At 52.0% G+C, this 17,636-nt stretch carries 17 protein-coding genes; 13 read left to right on the plus strand and 4 right to left on the minus strand.

The annotated features are described in order from the left end of the window. Positions 1-37: 37 nt before the first annotated feature. On the minus strand, positions 38-1,600 hold the full coding sequence (locus AC506A_RS28530; RefSeq protein ID WP_495464405.1) for a catalase: 1,563 nt from the start codon (positions 1,598-1,600) through the stop codon (positions 38-40). 192 nt (positions 1,601-1,792) lie between these two features. Between AC506A_RS28530 and AC506A_RS28535 the strand changes: the two genes are divergently transcribed. The 10 genes from AC506A_RS28535 to greA all read left to right on the plus strand — a co-directional run bounded on the left by AC506A_RS28535 (position 1,793) and on the right by greA (position 11,844). Beyond that, positions 1,793-2,110 (plus strand): rhodanese-like domain-containing protein, encoded by a 318-nt coding sequence (locus AC506A_RS28535; RefSeq protein WP_495464406.1) that lies wholly within the window; start codon positions 1,793-1,795, stop codon positions 2,108-2,110. A gap of 252 nt (positions 2,111-2,362) precedes the next feature. After that, complete coding sequence (locus AC506A_RS28540) at positions 2,363-2,791, plus strand: MerR family transcriptional regulator (RefSeq protein WP_495464407.1); 429 nt, start codon at positions 2,363-2,365, stop codon at positions 2,789-2,791. Between the two features lie 90 nt (positions 2,792-2,881). Beyond that, on the plus strand, positions 2,882-4,075 hold the full coding sequence (locus AC506A_RS28545; RefSeq protein WP_495464481.1) for an MFS transporter: 1,194 nt from the start codon (positions 2,882-2,884) through the stop codon (positions 4,073-4,075). A gap of 317 nt (positions 4,076-4,392) precedes the next feature. Further along, positions 4,393-6,294, plus strand: a complete 1,902-nt coding sequence (locus tag AC506A_RS28550) for a diguanylate cyclase domain-containing protein (RefSeq protein WP_495464408.1) — start codon at positions 4,393-4,395, stop codon at positions 6,292-6,294. A 124-nt stretch (positions 6,295-6,418) separates the two neighbouring features. Continuing rightward, positions 6,419-7,057, plus strand: coding sequence for a carbohydrate-binding family 9-like protein (locus tag AC506A_RS28555; protein ID WP_495464409.1), 639 nt, complete (start codon positions 6,419-6,421; stop codon positions 7,055-7,057). Between the two features lie 24 nt (positions 7,058-7,081). Further along, positions 7,082-8,734 carry a DUF4091 domain-containing protein gene (locus tag AC506A_RS28560; RefSeq protein ID WP_495464410.1) on the plus strand — a complete coding sequence of 551 codons (1,653 nt, stop codon included), beginning with the start codon at positions 7,082-7,084 and terminating at the stop codon, positions 8,732-8,734. 110 nt (positions 8,735-8,844) lie between these two features. Next, positions 8,845-9,906: a dual-specificity RNA methyltransferase RlmN gene (gene rlmN, locus AC506A_RS28565; protein WP_495464411.1), complete on the plus strand. Its 1,062-nt coding sequence runs from the start codon at positions 8,845-8,847 to the stop codon at positions 9,904-9,906. Between the two features lie 137 nt (positions 9,907-10,043). Further along, a complete protein-coding gene (locus tag AC506A_RS28570; RefSeq protein WP_495464412.1) occupies positions 10,044-10,895 on the plus strand; it encodes an AraC family transcriptional regulator in 852 nt (283 codons plus the stop codon). Between the two features lie 43 nt (positions 10,896-10,938). Beyond that, positions 10,939-11,217 carry a hypothetical protein gene (locus AC506A_RS28575; protein WP_495464413.1) on the plus strand — a complete coding sequence of 93 codons (279 nt, stop codon included), beginning with the start codon at positions 10,939-10,941 and terminating at the stop codon, positions 11,215-11,217. Between the two features lie 147 nt (positions 11,218-11,364). Then, a complete protein-coding gene (greA, locus tag AC506A_RS28580) occupies positions 11,365-11,844 on the plus strand; it encodes a transcription elongation factor GreA (RefSeq protein ID WP_495464414.1) in 480 nt (159 codons plus the stop codon). Between the two features lie 2 nt (positions 11,845-11,846). Here greA and AC506A_RS28585 read toward each other — a convergent pair whose 3' ends face one another. Next, positions 11,847-12,005: a hypothetical protein gene (locus AC506A_RS28585; RefSeq protein ID WP_495464415.1), complete on the minus strand. Its 159-nt coding sequence runs from the start codon at positions 12,003-12,005 to the stop codon at positions 11,847-11,849. A gap of 36 nt (positions 12,006-12,041) precedes the next feature. On the opposite strand from AC506A_RS28585, the gene AC506A_RS28590 reads away from it, so the two are divergent. Beyond that, on the plus strand, positions 12,042-12,392 hold the full coding sequence (locus tag AC506A_RS28590) for a hypothetical protein (protein ID WP_495464416.1): 351 nt from the start codon (positions 12,042-12,044) through the stop codon (positions 12,390-12,392). Positions 12,393-12,475: 83 nt separating this feature from the next. Here the strand turns inward: AC506A_RS28590 and AC506A_RS28595 are convergent, their stop codons facing one another. Then, the gene (locus tag AC506A_RS28595; protein ID WP_495464417.1) at positions 12,476-13,714 is read right to left on the minus strand and encodes a helix-turn-helix domain-containing protein; all 1,239 of its coding nucleotides are present in this window, start codon (positions 13,712-13,714) and stop codon (positions 12,476-12,478) included. A 232-nt stretch (positions 13,715-13,946) separates the two neighbouring features. Between AC506A_RS28595 and AC506A_RS28600 the strand changes: the two genes are divergently transcribed. Then, positions 13,947-15,392 (plus strand): DEAD/DEAH box helicase, encoded by a 1,446-nt coding sequence (locus AC506A_RS28600; protein ID WP_495464418.1) that lies wholly within the window; start codon positions 13,947-13,949, stop codon positions 15,390-15,392. A 114-nt stretch (positions 15,393-15,506) separates the two neighbouring features. Here the strand turns inward: AC506A_RS28600 and AC506A_RS28605 are convergent, their stop codons facing one another. Further along, positions 15,507-16,442, minus strand: coding sequence for an NAD(P)/FAD-dependent oxidoreductase (locus tag AC506A_RS28605; RefSeq protein WP_495464419.1), 936 nt, complete (start codon positions 16,440-16,442; stop codon positions 15,507-15,509). 120 nt (positions 16,443-16,562) lie between these two features. On the opposite strand from AC506A_RS28605, the gene desA reads away from it, so the two are divergent. Continuing rightward, complete coding sequence (gene desA / locus AC506A_RS28610; RefSeq protein WP_495464420.1) at positions 16,563-17,594, plus strand: Delta(5) desaturase DesA; 1,032 nt, start codon at positions 16,563-16,565, stop codon at positions 17,592-17,594. Positions 17,595-17,636 lie beyond the last annotated feature (42 nt).

Genomic DNA, 17,636 nt, shown 5'->3' on the forward strand with positions numbered 1-17,636 from the left:
AGCCGCAAGCATGATGATGCTTGCGGCTTTCTGCATGTTAATAAGGATCGGCCTTGTGTCCGGATTGCTTCGCCTGATCGACAGCCTTCTCCGGCCTCGATTGACCGCTGGCAATGTTGCGGCCGTCGGATTGCTTCAGCCCTTCTGCGACGCGTTGCCCGTAACTGGCATCTGCTTCCGTGAAATAACCAACCATTCGCGACCTTATATCCTCCTTGCACACCGACAGCGCACCGACCAAGTTGTCGATCAGCTCGTCTTGCTCCCAGTTCTCGAAGGCGCGGAACGTATCGCCGGCTTGCTTGAAATCGTTCGTCCGCTCAATCTTCTGCCGGGTCAGCTTCGCATCGTAGTGCGGCTCATGGTCTTTGCCGGTGGGAGCAGCCTCTTGCAATCCCCCCATGGAGGATGGCCCGTAGTTCACATGGGGATTTTGCCCGGCGGAGCGGTCAGGACGATACTGCATTTGTCCGCCGCTTTGATTGGTCGCGACATGCGTCTGAGGTGCGTTGACGGGCAGCTGTAAGTAGTTGGTTCCCACCCGGTGACGCTGCGTATCGGAATAGGAGAACGTTCGTCCCTGCAGCAGCTTGTCGTCGGAGAAATCAAGACCGTCCACAAGTACGCCGGTACCGAATGCTGCTTGCTCCACTTCGGTGAAATAGTCTTCGGGGTTGCGGTTCAGCGTCATTTTGCCAACGGGTAAGAACGGGAACTGCTCCGGCGGCCACAGCTTCGTCGGATCCAGCGGGTCAAAATCCAGCTCCGGATGCTCGTCATCCGTCATTAGCTGCACGCACAGCTCCCATTCCGGATAGTCTCCGGACTCGATAGCCTGGTACAAGTCAAGCGTGGCATGGTTGAAATTCATGCCCTGTATCTCGTTTGCCTCACGCTGCAGCAGGTTCTTAATGCCATGCTTCAGCGGCTCCCAATGATACTTCACGAGCATCGCTTCACCGTCTTGATTGACCCATTTGTATGTATTAACGCCCGAGCCCTGCATCTGCCTGTAGTTGGCGGGAATGCCCCAAGGGGAGAAGAGGAACGTAATCATATGCGTCGCCTCCGGCGTGAGCGAAACAAAATCGAAGAAGCGCTGCATATCCTGCACATTCGTTAACGGATCTGGTTTGAACGCATGTACCATATCCGGAAATTTGAGTGGATCCCGGATGAAGAAAATCTTCAGGTTATTGCCGACCATATCCCAGTTGCCGTCCTCGGTGTAGAACTTGACCGCGAATCCGCGAGGGTCGCGAAGCGTCTCCGGTGAATGATTGCCATGAATGACAGTGGAGAAGCGGACGAATACCGGTGTCTGCTTGCCAGCCTCTTGCAGCAGCTTGGCGCGTGTGTACTTCGAAACCGGTTCATTCCCGGCTTTGCCGTAGGCTTCGAAGATGCCATGAGCGCCGGCGCCGCGGGCATGAACGACACGCTCGGGGATGCGTTCCCGGTCAAAGTGAGTGATTTTCTCGATAAAATGATAGTTCTCCAGCGTGCTCGGTCCACGGCTGCCTACCGTTCGTATATTTTGATTGTCCGTTACAGGATGGCCCTGCCGGGTCGTGAGCGTTTGATCTGAATCCTTTTCCAAGTGCCAAGCTCCTCTCGCAGGTAAATGTGAACTTCAATGGTATTGTTACCCAGCACGCGGTTCCTGATTCAAATTCTCGTACAGGTGAAACGCTAATTTTGGAAGGCGATGTGCGTTGACAGTGAGGATGGAGTTGTCTAGAATACATACCCGTAGGGGTATATGGAAGTAGTTAAGGGGGACATCAATGCAATGGGGTTTCAAGTGGCGAAAGAAATGACACCGCAAGAGGTAGAGAAGCGCCTCGGTTTGGGTGAAAGCCTATATATGCTGGATGTCCGCGAGCCTGCCGAGTGGGCGGCCGGTCATCTAGCAGGTGCTGTTCACATCCCGCTCGGACAGCTGATCGAACGACTGGATGAACTGGATACTGAGCGCGAGATCATCGTGATGTGCAGAGGCGGTGGACGAAGCGGGTTAGCCTGCGAGCTACTTGGTGAAAGAGGTTTCTCGGTCGTGAATATGGCTGGTGGGCTGCTGGGCTGGACAGGCGAGCTGACAGGAGAATAGCGCAGGAGGCAGAGGAAATGGATATCGCGACTTGGCGCGTGGAGCGGGAAGCTCGTCGTTCAATAGTTGGATAAGGCTTGTTTGCAGCAAAGCATTGATGCTGTGAGCGGGCCTTTTTATTTTCGCGATAAGGACAAACTAGGCGTTAGATTCTGCACGATGACAAAATCTAACGTTGACGTTAACGTTATAGGGGGAGTAAGATGAAATCAAATGAACCACTTGAATCGACGAAAGGGAGGAGGAATTGAGATGGGAGAACGTTATAAGATCGATGATGTCGCCAAAGAGAGCGGTCTGACGAAACGTACGATTCGGTATTACGAGGAGATCGGTTTGCTGCCGCCTCCAGAGCGGACAGACGGCGGGACGCGTTTGTATGCGCGCATGCACATCGAGCGGCTAAAGCAGATCGTCAATGCAAGAGATGTGCTCGGCTTCTCCCTGCAGGAAATTATCGATTTTGTCGCTATACGCGAAGAGCTTGTCCAGCACGGCGATGCATACAGGAAAGCCGAGGAAGTGGAGCAGAAGCGGAAGCAGCTTGTAGAAGCAGGGCAGATGGTCGATAAGCAATTGCAAATGATCGATTATAAGCTCGAGAAAATGAAGGATTTTCGCAAAGAAATCGAACTGCTCAAGAAGCGCGTTACCGACGCGCTGGACCAAATGACTACGTAGAAAGAAGGAGTTTAAGTGTCAACACCAAATACAGCCCGTAAAGCTGCACCGCAAGCCCCATTGCAGCCAAACGCACAGAAAAGTAATTCGATGTTTAACCAGCCGATTGCCGTATGGGCGATCGCTTTTGCAAGTATCATCGCCTTTATGGGACTTGGCCTTGTCGATCCGATTCTGCCGATGATGAAGGATCAACTGCATGCCTCTGACAGTCAGCTTACCTTGCTGTTTACGAGCTACAACGCAGTTATGGCCGTCGCCATGCTGATCACGGGCGTTATCTCTGCCCGACTGGGTATTAAGCGAATGCTGCTTGCCGGTATCATCATCATCGCCGTGTTTTCCGCGCTGGCAGGCAGTGCGGGCGATGTAATGGAAATTGTTTGGCTTCGCGCCGGATGGGGGTTGGGTAACGCCTTCTTCGTCGCAACCGCATTGTCAGCAATCGTTTCGTTATCCCGCGTTGGTGTCGGTAAATCGATTATCTTGTTCGAAGTAGCAGTTGGACTCGGCATTTCAGTCGGCCCGCTGCTCGGAGGAGAGCTCGGCGCGATTTCGTGGCGGAGTCCTTTCTACGGCGTTGCCGGCCTGATGGTCATCGCATTCTGCCTCATTCTGTTCATGATGCCGAAGGCGAAGACACCAGCCGTGAAGCCAGTCGTGGTAAAGAAGAAAGCCTCCTTGCTTGATCCTTTCCGTGCACTTAAGCATCGCGCGCTGCTGGTCTTAGGGATCTCAGCTGCACTATACAATTTCGGATTCTTCACATTGCTTGTCTATGCCGCGCTCGTGCTTGGTCACCTTCATCACGTAGATGTACATGGGCTTGGTTATGTCTTCCTCGGATGGGGTCTGCTGCTCGCGTTTACATCCGTTGTAACGGCTCCTAAATTGCAGAAGCGCTATGGTACTGTGAAATCGATGTGCGTACAGCTTCTTCTGTTCGCGGTAACCTTGGTCATCATGGGCTATTGGACAACAGATAAGTCAGTCGTTATCGCGATGGTCATCTTGGCCGGTGCGTTCCTAGGCAATAATAATACGCTCATCACAACAGCGGTTATGAATGCTGCTCCGGTTGAACGTCCGACGGCATCGGCCGCTTACAGCTTCCTGCGTTTCATCGGCGGTGCGCTTGCACCTTACTATGCAGTTAAATTCGCGGAGTGGTTCGATTTCCACGCGCCTTTCTACATCGGCGGCGGGTTCGTCGTTCTGGCGGTTATCGTGATTTGGCTGAACCGCAAACACTTGAAGCATGTGGATGAGGCTGAAACTCATTAATCACAGATGGTACGTCCTTTTTTTTGGCTCTTAATCTAACGTTAACGTTAGTGTTATATTTTGAAGTGAGTAAACCCCGGAATCAACTCTGCTGAGTCGGTGCCGGGGTTTTCGTTTGTTTTGTTCACACAAGGAGTGGGAAGGTCGCTTGCTGATAGCGGATATGCCGCTCTCAGTCCCTTTATTGGATTGTTGGTCGACCTAAGAGAGGTACCAGCTACCGCACATGGAGAGAATTTACCGCAATTCTGCCATAAAGAGGGTTTCCTGGGTGTGATGTCGAATGATGTCTCCACACATTCATCATGGAGGTCGACATGAAGAGACCAGCATCGTCCGGCACGCTCGCCTATACGTTATTTACGTTAGAATCCAACCCATCACAACGCAGATTTGCTTTTATCGTTGGTGCGATCATAGCGCTGGCTTCGCTTGTTTCCATCCCATTCGCGCAAATACGGGTGCCCAATAATAACGCATTCTTGTCCGGATTGTGCGGTGCGGTGATCTGCTTCGAACTCATTACGGTGTTCGTCCTGTACAGCCAGTTCAAGGTCAGCCGTTCCCCTTCCATTCTCATCTTGGCAGGAGGCTACTTCTACTCGGCTTGTATGACGCTTCTCTATCTGTTCTCTTTCCCGGGTATTGTGCCTCCCAATGGTTTCGGTCCCGGCCCTATTGGCCAGAGACCAGGGCCAGGAATGGAGCATGGACCAGACCCCATGTTCTTCATGGGCGGCAATCAGTCGGCTGAATATATCTATGCCCTCTGGCATCTCGGATTTCCCCTCGCGATCCTGCTTCATATGGCCGTGGAGGTCAAGTATAAGCATGTACGTCTTCGCGATCAGACCGCGCGGATTATGACCCGACTTACCGGGGCAGCGATAATTGTAGTGGTAGCCGTGATTGGGTATGTCTCGCTAGCCCTGCACGACAAGCTCCCCATTCTAATGGATCGTGGCCGTATTACGCCGCTCGCCATGTATGGCTTCGGCTTGTCTACCTTGTTGATCAGCTTGCTTGCGCTAGTCCTCTACTATTACATGACGAGAGGGAGCACCGTAACCTCCTCCTGGCTGTGCGTCGCGCTGCTGGCTACCGTACTGGATGTTGGCATTAACATGAGCGGCGGCAATCGATTCAGTGTAGGCTGGTACGTCTCCAAGCTGGACACCTTCATCTGCGCCAATATCGTATTGGCAGGCATGATTTATGAGTTTACGAAAATGTATTACAAAATGACCGAACTCTACACGCAGGTAACTGACAGCGAGAGCCGGTATAAGACACTCTTCGCGAAGAGCCGTCTAGGTGAGCAAAAAATCGCCGAACAAAATAAAATCATCGAACGGATGCTGGAATCCAGCCACGAATCGATTGCGATGTGTGACAGCGACGGGCGCGTCGTATTCGTCAATCGCAGATTCAAAGCCATGTTCGGACGGGAGCTCTCCGTCGGACAGTCGCTGGCGATCTATTGCAAAGAGATGCGGGGGGATTATGGCAGCCTCGGCGATCAGATCAAGCAGTATTTTGAGCAGCGGCTGCAGCCGTTCCGGGAACGTGTTGCCTTCCATAAAGAAGGCGGCGAGATGCGGTATTACGAATGCTACGTCAGCCCGATTATCAGCAAGGACGGCGGTCTGCTGCATGGCCATCTCTTTACGTTCGGCGACCGAACGGATGAAGAACGCAAAGCGCACTACGACGATTTGACCGGACTGCCGAATCGCAGATACATTAATGAGCGATTGCGAATTGCGATGAGAAGAGCAGCAGAGGCAGGGACTTCATTTGCCGTCTTCTTCATGGACCTCGATGGCTTCAAACGGGTTAACGATACACACGGCCACGAGATAGGCGACCGATTGCTGCAGGAGGTGGGGATCATTCTGAAAAGCGGCATGGGAGGCTACGGCACCTGCGCCCGCTGGGCAGGCGATGAGTTCGTCGTACTGGTGGATGAAGCTGTAGGCGACAGCAAGCCGGAGGAGTTGGCCCAGGATCTCATTGGTGCAATCCGCCAGCTTGATATTGTAGACGGCAAACGAATACAAATTTCAGCCAGTATCGGGATCGCGATCTATCCGGATGACAGCGTGGACGGGACGAAGCTTCTCCAATGTGCGGACCAAGCGATGTATGAGGCGAAGACATTGGGCAGAGGCAAGTACTGCTTCTACACCGATTCGGCCCCAGCGGAACAAAGCAAATAAAAATAAATAGAGGACGGCGACTGCCGTTCTTTTTGCATTCATGATCCATCTCGGAATCGTCTAAATTTTATCCCTTTATGCTAAATCAATCGGCACTGGGATTAGCTATGATGATGAGAGGGGTATGGAAGATTCTAGGGGAGCAGAGGTGAGCCGCAAAATGGACACGAATGAGCAGCAAGTCTACGTATGTAAACAAATCAGTCGAGCCGAAGGTATAGATAGCGAATGGATCCTATTACGCGATACGGTAAGCGGGGACGCGCCAACAGAGTGGACGAAGGTTCGCTGCGGGTGGACAACAGATGCGCTGCTGATCCAGTTCCACTGTGAGGATGGGCATATCGTTTCGGATTACAGCGAACATGACGAGCCGTTATATAACCAGGACGTGGTAGAAGTATTTATCGATGAGGATGGCAGCGGTACCCATTACATAGAGCTGGAGGTCAGTCCCCGCAACGTCGTATTCGATGCGCGGATCACCAATGATGGCAGCGGTGCAGTCGGGATTGATACGGACTGGGACATTGAGGGGCTGCATACAGAAGTAAACGAGATTCAACCCGGGCAATGGATGTACGACATTCGTATTCCCGCGAGCACCTTCACACAGCCGCTGGAAGCCGGACTCCGTTGGCGCGTCAACTTCTATCGAATCGACGAACGGCGGGACGGTATTCGGGAGTACCAAGCCTGGCAGCCGACCGGATTGGTTAATTTTCATAAGCCGCAACGATTTGGCACGCTTGTATTCATTTAATTCAATTCCGAGGAGGAAGTATCGATGAACCTTAACCATAACCAGCTGGAGACGCGATGCGTCAGCTCACTCGTCAAAATTTTCGCCCAAGATGGCGAGCTCCAAGAGCCTGTCTATCAGCAGGGCAGCGCCCTCCGGGGTGAAGTTTATTCCTTTCAAGTAGCTTACCGCAGTGCGCAGATGCGCAAGAACATCAACCTAACCGTCACATCTCCGCTGCAAAATAGTACGATCACCGTCCGCTCAGTCGGACTAGTTCCGTCGGAGATGCCGATGTATGCCGATCACGATGGGCGGATATTCCAATCGACGCCGGGACTATTCCCTGATCCGCTGTATCCCATTGCAGAGGGAGCGGGTCTCACGGCGCTGCCGAATGTGTGGAGCTCCGTGTGGGTGACGGTTCAAGTGGATCGCGCCGAGCAAGGTGGCATCTATGACATCGCCATTGCCTTCGAATCGCCTCAAGGGGAAGCGCTCGGTCAGGAGAACTTCGCGCTCACGGTCATTCCGTGCGAGCTTCCCGAGCAGAAGCTGATCCACACCGAGTGGTTTCATACCGATTGTATTGCGACCCAGTACAATGTACCGGTGTTCAGCGAAGAACACTGGCGTTTGCTTGAAGCATTCATTGGTACAGCCGTAAAACATGGCATTAATTTGCTGCTGACACCGCTGTTCACGCCGCCGCTCGATACGGCTGTCGGCGGGGAACGCCCTACCGTACAGCTGGTGGATGTAGAGAAAACAGGCAACAATCAGTACACGTTCGGTTTCGATAAGCTGGATCGATGGGCTGATTTGTGTTTGGCGGTTGGCGTTCGATATTTCGAGTTCTCCCACCTCTACACGCAATGGGGCGCGAAGCACGCGCCTAAGATCATGGCTCATGAGAACGGCGAATACAAACGGATTTTTGGCTGGGAAACGGAAGCGGCCGGCGAGGAATACCGCAGCTTCCTCGGACAGCTTATTCCGAAGCTGCTGCAGTGGGTAGAGCGCCGCGGACTTCAGAAGCAGGTCTACTTCCACATCTCCGATGAGCCGAGCATGAGCGCGCTTGAGGATTACCGCGAAGCGAGCGACTGGCTGAGGCCGATGCTGCAAGGCTATCCGGTTATCGACGCCTTGTCCGATTATGAATTCTATGAATCCGGACTGGTTCCACGGCCGATTCCCGCGACGAATCATATTGAACCGTTCCTTGAGGCAGGCGTTCCGGATTTGTGGACGTACTACTGCTGCGGTCAATACAAGGAAGTTTCCAACCGGTTCTTTACGTTCCCATCCGCAAGAAACCGGATTATCGGCGTGCAGATGCACAAGTTTGGCATTACCGGCTTTCTGCACTGGGGCTTTAATTTCTGGTACAGCCAATATTCAATCAAGCCGATCAATCCCTATATCACAACAGATGCCGGCCACGCGTTCCCATCGGGGGATGCCTTCCTCGTCTACCCGGGAGAAGAGGGTCCAATCGAATCGATTCGTATGGAAGTGTTCTATGAGGCGCTGCAAGATATGAGAGCTTTTGCGCTGCTGGAAGAGCTCGGCGGCAAGGATCAACTGCAAGCGCTAATTGGCAATATTACGTTCAGCAGCTACCCTGCAGAGAGTGAATGGCTGCTCGAGCTGCGGGAAACGGTTAACAAGCGGATTGCCGAATTCATAGGCTAGGATGGCAGCCTCCGTGATCCGCCCTTGTGTTCGCCTCGAAATTTTGGGACAATACTAGTCAGAGAGTTCATGGGGACGAAATTCAAGGTGTTGAAAAGAGGATAACGGATATGCATAAACCATCCATATATGGCTTCACTTTCGATCAGCTGACCGGCTGGCTAGGGGAGCATGGACATAAACCGTCGCGCGCGCGGCAAGTATGGGATTGGCTGTATCGGAAAAGGGTTACGACATTTGGGGCGATGACTGACGTGAACGGAGCTTGCCTGGAGCTATTGGCAGAGCACTTCGACATTCAAACGCTCGGCGAGCATACGAAGCAAGAATCGGCTGACGGCACGATTAAGTTCCTGCTCAAGCTGCAGGATGGCAATCTGATCGAAACCGTGCTCATGCGGCATAAATTCGGGCTGTCCGTCTGCGTAACCACGCAGGTCGGCTGCAATATCGGCTGCAGCTTCTGTGCAAGCGGTCTGCTTGCCAAGAGCCGCGATCTGACAGCGGGCGAAATCGTCGGCCAGATTATGAAGGTACAGCTGCATCTGGATGCCGCGCAGCAAGGCGAATCGGTAAGCCATATCGTCGTAATGGGCATCGGGGAGCCGTTCGATAACTTCGAGAATATGGTCGACTTCATCGATACCGTCAAGGATCATAAGGGTCTTGCCATCGGGGCGAGACATATTACGGTTTCCACAAGCGGGCTGGCTGACAAAATCGTAGAATTTACCGATCGCAACCTAGGCGTTAACCTAGCGGTTTCGCTGCATGCGCCGAACAATGAGCTGCGCACACGCATTATGAAGATCAATCGCGCCATTCCGATTGAGCCGCTGATGAAGGCCATCGATTATTACCTGAGTAAGAATAAGCGCCGCGTGACGCTGGAATATATTTTGCTCAAAGATGTGAACGATCAGAAGGAGCATGCCTTGCAGCTGGCAGAGCTTGTCGGCGACCGCCGTCAGCTGGTGAACGTGAACCTGATTCCATACAATCCGGTCGACGAACACAGTCAATATCAGCGCAGCGAGCAGGAGTCGATTCGCATCTTCTACGATACGCTGAAGAAGCAGTCCGTCAGCGTCAGCGTTCGTCTCGAGCACGGGACTGATATCGACGCGGCTTGCGGCCAGCTCCGGAGTAAGCAAATTAAGGCTACTGTGTAATCAGCCGATCATGAACAACCAGATTAGGCGTATCCCGTGTCATACTCGGCGATGCGCCTTTTTTATGTATCATCGCAAGAAAAGTCAGGTGCACCAAGCAACGATGACCTAACATTGACGGTAAGGAGGTGATCCGAATGGAAGAGGAGGAGCGCTATGCCGGAATATGGCGGGCTGCCGCACATGTAGAACAGCATTTGCAGGAGGACCTTCGATTGGAGGAGCTTGCTAAGCTGGCCGGATATTCACCGTTTCACTTTCACAGGCTGTTCTGCGCTTGCACAGGAGAAACGCTGTCGCACTATATTCGAGAGCGTCGCTTAGCGTATGCGGCAAGAAGGCTGCGGGACTCGGAGCAGTCCGGAACGGGAATCGGCTTTGATATCGGATATGGCAGCCATGAATCCTTCATCCGCTCGTTTATGAAACGGTTCGGAGAGCCTCCGCAATCCCTGCGAAGGAGAGCGTGTACGATGAGAGAGCCGGTGTTGAAGGACTGCGAGACGATGCATGTCGCGGGCGTACTTTGCATGACGGATACGACGAAGGATCGCAACATTGCACAGGCCTGGAAATCGCTTAGCCGTATCTGGGCGAGCATACCGGGCAAGGTAAACGAACGGATTTGCTTCGGGCTCGAGATTTACAATCCGCAAACAAGCGGAGACCGGGAGAGGCAGTTTGCTTATTTGGCAGGCACTGAGGTGGCAGACCCTTCGTCGACGATGCCGGCAGGGGCTCAGGTGTATACAATCCCTGGGGGAAGATATGCGGTCTTCACGCATGTTGGTTCGACCGAGCTGCTCGGTGAGACATTCCGCTATATCTATGGCGAATGGCTTCCGGCATCCGGGGAGGCGCTGTGCAGCTTGGGCGATCGCGGCTTTGATTTCGAATACTACGATGAGCGTTGCCAAGAAGGCCGAGCCGACTCGGAGCTCGATATCTATGTGCCATTATGTCCAATCGTCTCTTCATCCTCTGAATAGGATAGCGTAGTATTGACTACGTGATGAAGGATGGATGCGAGTGATGGCCAAAGCTAAAGGACATCAAGCCAAGGTGGTCAAACGCGAGAACCAGGTCTATTCCAGCCGAGTGGTCCGCTCAGAGTTTGGCAACTATTGGCGAACCTCTCTAACCAGAAGCGGATATGTCGTGTATACGGCCACCCGAAATGATGCGAAGGTAACGGTGCTGCTAAGTACCGGCGCTTCCAAATTGCTTGTTTTCCCTAGTGGGGGCAAGGTTTTGGTAGGCGGCGGGGGCGTAAGTCATTATAGTAAACCGCATGTGGCGATCGATCTTTAGGAAAAAAATGGATTAACAATTATTGCAAGGGCTCCCCTCTTATAGGGAGCCTTTTTTTTGTCAACAATTATTGGGTGGGTTATCGAGGCGACATTCGCCCCCAAATCGAGTAGAATAGAGGAATCACATGGAACGGGAGCTGTAACGATGTCTAAGGAAGAAATGATTTTGACCAAAGAGGGCTACGCTAAATTGCAGGAGGAGCTTGACGACCTCAAGTATGTCAAACGCAAAGAGCTGGCCGAACGGATTAAGCTTGCCATTAGCTACGGGGATTTGAAAGAGAACAGCGAATATCATTCCGCGAAGAATGATCAATCATTCTTGGAAACACGCGTCATCATCTTAGAGAAAATGCTTAATACGGCGCGCATCGTGGAGGCCGATCCGAACAATACGAGCTCGGTTCAAATTGGCTCGAGCGTCATCTTAAATGATGTGGAGTTCAATGAACGGATTGAATATCAAATTGTAGCTCCGGCGGAAGCGGATGTACAGGCCAATAAAATTTCTTACGAAAGCCCGCTTGGCAAAGAACTGCTCGGGAAGACAGTGGGCAGCAAGATTAATGTGAATGCGCCGATGGGCGTAATCGTGTATGAGCTGCTTGAGGTCAAGACGCTCTAATTTTATACAATAAGTAAAGCTGCCGCAGCGATGCCGGCAGCTTTTTTCGTTAGGATCAGGATATCCCCGGCATCTCTCCCGATCGGAAGACCGCGAAAACAGGGCAGGCCATCGCCTTCCATGGCAAGCGTACAGGCCGCCTTGCTCGTCTGTGAATACAATGTGATGTATTCCAAAACAAGGAAGGAGAGAATACCTTGAAACGTAATTATCCACACATGGGCCAAGTTGCCGGTGCTAACATGGGCCCAAACATGGGACCCAATATGGGACCGAATATGGGACCGAACATGGTGGCAGGCGCGAACGACGAGTTTTGTCCGGACTGCCCTACACAAACCATCTATGATCCTCCAGTTACGCAATACGAGAATGTCTACCATCCGCAGCTTGTAAATGTTGTTCACGCCGTTGAAGTCGTAAAACAGCATCACTGCTGCCCAGTATATCAACACTGCTACACGTATTCCGAGAAAGATGTCATGGTTTCGAGCGTAAAACGCGGCAAACGCACTAGAACTTCCTCCAAAAAACGCACTAAAAAATAGTTCCTTTCTCAAAACGATGACCCGCACAGGGACACTTTACAACGAAGTGTCCTTGCTGCGGGTCATTTGTTTGGGAAGCGCAGCTAGAGGATATCATGATCCTCAATGAGATAATGCCCCATTCGAATGGCTGCTTCCGCATTTCCTGTCTTCGCGTAATAATGAAACAATTGCTGCTCTGACCGTCTGATGAGGTACGCATAGCCGAACTTACGAAAGACCGGCAGCGCCTCGTCGTTCAGATACTGATAGTACTCCGCCTCTTTGCCATTGATCAGAAGGAGCAGCATCGTGAAGAGCAGAATGAAGACTTGATCCTTCATTGCCTTCGAGCTTGTCAGGCCGGCCTGTGCCAGCCGCTGCAACTCTTCCTTCTGCAGCAGATCGCCCTTGTAGCAGCTGCGAAGATAGCCTTCCAATGACAGCAAATAAGGAAGCGTCTGGGGATTCTTAAGCTCCATGGATTGTTTGTAGAAGATGCTCGCTTTCTTATAATCCTTACGACGCAAATACTCATAGGCTAGATTATGTATGACCTTGGCTTTGCGGTCAGGCGCGTTGCACATATCGCAGCTCTGAATCAAATTCTCGAACCGCGCGATCACTTCTTTAAAATCATGCTGCGGATCATCCTGCACTTGAATGAGCATCAGCATCTCTGCATCGATGACACGGAGGAAGGAGTTAATATCCTTAAAGAAATTCCGTGCCTTCTCTGCGTAGAAGTAGGCCATGACCTCAGACTTCATCGTATGATAAGCCATAGCCAAATGGTGAAAGTACTCCGGATTATTATATTCCTTATCGTTAATGGTCTTGAGCGTTGCGATGGCTTCTACATAATTCTGTTTGGATATATGGTAGAGGCCTTCTACATGCTTCAGCAGGTTGCTTTCGAAGTCAGGCAGCCGCTCCGCTGTTTTGCGAATGCGATTGATGATGCGCAGCGCTTTCTCTTCCTCGCTCTTTAGGAGGAGGTACTTCGCTTGAAGCAGCAAATAAAGCGTTTCATACTCGGAGATTTGCAGAAGCGCTTCCTGCTCGATCTCTTCCTTAATCGTTTCCATGTCCATGGATAACTGCTTCACGATGGCATCGTGCCAATCGTACAGCCTTTTCTTGATATTGCTGAACTTCGCCAACTCATGCTCCATGCTGATGCCAAGTCGCTCGCACAGCAGGTCCAGTACTTCCTGCGAGTAATCGGTTATGCCCCGTTCGATTTTACTGATATGGGTGTCCGAGCAGATGCCGAGTCCCAATTGATCTTGTGTAAATTCTGCTTTTTCACGGTAAAATTTAATGATTTTTCCCTCATGCATTGGGATGAACCCCCTTTTGAGTAAGAACGCTAAATTCCCCTCAGTTGTTGCATATATTAGAAGTAAGTGAATACGGCAAAAAAGTGGATACACGCCTAATGAAGGTCACATACAAGGTAAATAAGTAGAAGTTTGTCACATTTCATGGTAAGACTATTGTACCAAAACAACGGCATCGAGGTAAAATTAGGCTATACTAATAGCATCCCAATGATTCGGCGAAGGAGCAACTATGCAAGTAAACCCTTTTCATACGTATCCATTAAGCGAGGAAATCGTTCGTGCACTAGATCATCTTGGTTATACGGAGCCGACACCGGTCCAGAGCAAAGTCATCCCGGAGGTGCTCGCACAGCGTGACCTTACCGTCCGCTCTCAAACCGGAAGCGGCAAGACGGCCGCCTTCGGCATTCCGATCTGCGAGCTCGTGGAATGGGAGGAGAACAGACCGCAGGCACTCGTTCTGACGCCAACGCGAGAGCTGGCGGGGCAGATCAAAGAGGATCTGATCAATATCGGCAGATTCAAACGCATTAAGGCGGTTGCGATCTACGGCAAGCAGCCGTTCGCCCAGCAGAAGCTGGAGCTGCAGCAGAAGGTCCATATCGTAGCGGGTACGCCCGGACGTGTGCTGGATCATATCAAACGCGGGACGCTGGATGTTGAGCGGCTGCGCTACCTGGTCATCGATGAGGCCGATGAGATGCTAAACCGCGGATTTATAGAGCAAGTGGAGTCTATAATCAAGGAGCTGCCTAAGGACCGGGTAACGCTGCTGTTCTCCGCAACGCTGCCGCCGGATGTAGAGCAGCTGTGCCATCGACATATGAAGAACCCCATGGATATTGAGATCGAAACCGCAGGCATTACGACCGATCGGATTGCTCATACCCTCTACATCGTGAAAGATGAGCGAAAGCCGGAGCTGCTGAAGGCAGTCACCACGATCCAAAATCCGGACAGCTGCATGATTTTCTGCCGCACGCAGGAAGCGGTTGACCAGGTAAGTCGTATGCTGCGGCAAAGCGGCTACCCTTGCGACAAAATCCACGGCGGTATGGAGCAAAATGATCGTTTCAGCGTCATGCATGCCTTCCGGCGGCGGGAGTTCCGCTACTTAGTGGCAACCGATCTGGCTGCCCGCGGGATCGATATCGAGAATATTACGCATGTCATCAATTACGACCTGCCGATGGATAAGGAAAACTTCGTGCACCGTACAGGCCGGACAGGTCGGGCGGGACAGAGCGGTATCGCGATTACGTTCGCTACGCCGAGTGAGGGCAGATACCTGGACGATATCCAAGGCTATATCGGCTTTGAGCTGCCGCGCGCAGAGCCGCCAAGTGCCGCACAGGTTGCGGAAGCCAAAGAAGCCTTCGAAGAGAAGCTGGGCGCCGTGGATGCGCCGCGCCTCGACAAACGAGAGCTGCTGAGTCAGGATATTACGAAGCTGTATTTTGGCGGCGGGAAGAAGAAGAAGCTGCGTACGGTGGATTTTGTCGGGACGATCGCAAAGCTTGAGGGCATGACCGCAGCAGACATCGGCATCATTACGATTGAGGATAGCGCGACCTTCGTGGAGATTCTGAATGGCAAAGGTTCACTTGTCCTGCGGGCGATGAAGAATACGACCGTAAAAGGGAAAGTGCTCAAAGTACATATTGCGAACAAGTGAGGCTCGCAGAAGAATTGGAGCTTCGCTGATCAGGATATGTGGCGTGACAGCTTGCTAGTTCGAGTAGGTGCAAAGAGAACTTGCTCGACCTAGGTGGTCACGCTTCAGTTGCGGCTATTGTTGCTGCGGCTGCTTCATGTTCAGCAGTGTCTTATGAATCCAGATAGCGGCTTGCGCACCTTCGCCCATCGCGATGGACACCTGCTCCGAATGCACGGCAACGTCACCGGCTGCCCAAACACCGAAGACACTGGTCATCTTGCTGCGTGGATCGGTCCAAATATGGCTGTTCTCATGCAGTTTGGCGCCAAGTTGACGGGCGAGCGAAGATCTCACTTCATTGCCGCCGTATGCGAGAAAAGCGCGATCCGCCTCGATGAGGGTGCCATCCTGCAAGGTGACACTCTGCAGATAACCGTCGCAATCGGCGTTGACATGAAGATGCTCGGCTCTCCGATATGCGATCGAAGCGGCTGCCAGCTGTTCTTGTACAAGGGCGTTTATTGACAGCGGTTCCGGCGCTTGGTCGATGTACAGCAGCTTGTCTGTCCATGTCCGCAGCGTGAGCGCCATGTGGGCACCCACATCGCCTGCGCCGAGAACGATGGTGCTGCGATCCCGTACTTCGTAGCCGTCACAATCCGGGCAGACGAATACGGTGAGTCCCAGACATGGCCGCAGCTCCGGATAATCCGGCAGTCGGTCCATGACGCCTGTGGCGATTAGCAGCGTGCGCGATTGGTAGAGTTCGCTGCCGGGCTTGCTGCCGCGGAGCTCAAACAAGCCGGAGGCGCTGCTGTGGGCTTCGAGGATGGTATCGGTGATGAAGTCGATGCCGTAGTCAGCAGCCTGTGCAACGCCTGCCTGCCGTAACGTCTCGCCGGACACACCTCCAGGATATCCCAGCAGATTTCGGTAGCTGCGGCAGATTTTGGATCGACCGTCTCCCGAATCGATGACGAGCACGTTGTGCATCGCATAGCGTCCAAGTTGAATAGCCGCCTGAAGTCCGGCAATACCGCCGCCGACGATGATGCAGTCATGAACCATGATGGCACCTCCTAAAAATCGCAAGAATTAATGGAACGACTTGTGCCTATCTTTCGTACTACCGTTATTGATACAATAGAAGATGAGAAAAGCAGCGTGGAGAGAGGACTAAACAACTGAATGATAGAAGCTGAGCAAGGCCAGTGGCGTAAAGAAATTGCAGCATACGAACGACCGAAACTTAGGAATAGTATTTGGCAAATCATTAACACGATCGGACCTGTAGTGCTGCTATGGCTCGCGGCTTATCTCTGCTTATCGATTTCAGCATGGTTAACAGTTGGCGTTTCAATCGTTGCAGGCGGTTTTCTCGTTCGGACTTTTATTATTTTCCATGATTGCTGTCACAAGTCATTTTTCAAAAATCGCAAAGCCAATGATATCGTTGGCACCATTACCGGTATCATGACTTATGTACCTTATATGCAATGGAAACACAGCCACACTGTCCATCATGCGACATGCGGCAACCTCGATCGTCGGGGAACAGGCGATATTTGGACGCTGACGGTAGACGAATATTTGAGCGCTTCACCGCTGCGCCGACTTGTGTATCGGTTGTATCGCAATCCACTTATTATGTTTACAATTGGGCCGATCTACATCTTCTTGATCGACTATCGCTTCAATCGCAAACGTGCGAACACGAAAGAACGGATTAACACGTATATTACGAATGCCGGAATTGTAACAGTAGCTACCCTGCTATGTTGGGCTGTTGGCTGGCAGGCATTTCTTCTGATTCAGGGAACCATCTTCTTTATCTCAAGTATTGCGGGGATTTGGCTGTTTTATGTGCAGCATCAATTCGAGGAGTCGTATTATGAGGCGGATGCGGAGTGGGATTTCGTGAAAGCTGCGATGCACGGCAGCTCTTATTATAAATTGCCGCGGATTCTGCACTGGATCACAGGCAACATCGGCTTCCATCATATTCACCATTTAAGCCCGCGTATTCCGAACTACAACTTGGAAGCGGTTCATGAGACGAACCCGCGCATGCAGGAAGTTAGGACGATTACGATCCTTACGAGCCTGAGCTCGCTTAATTTCCGGTTGTGGCATGAGCCAAGCAAGCGATTGATCGGGTTCCGCGATATGAAGCGGCTGATGCAAGTTGCGAAAACGACGGCTGCTGCTGCGGAATTATAAGAGATGAACGCTAAGATGAAACTATAAGCAATGAATCGCTCT

Source organism: Paenibacillus sp. N22P23 (assembly GCF_059383735.1).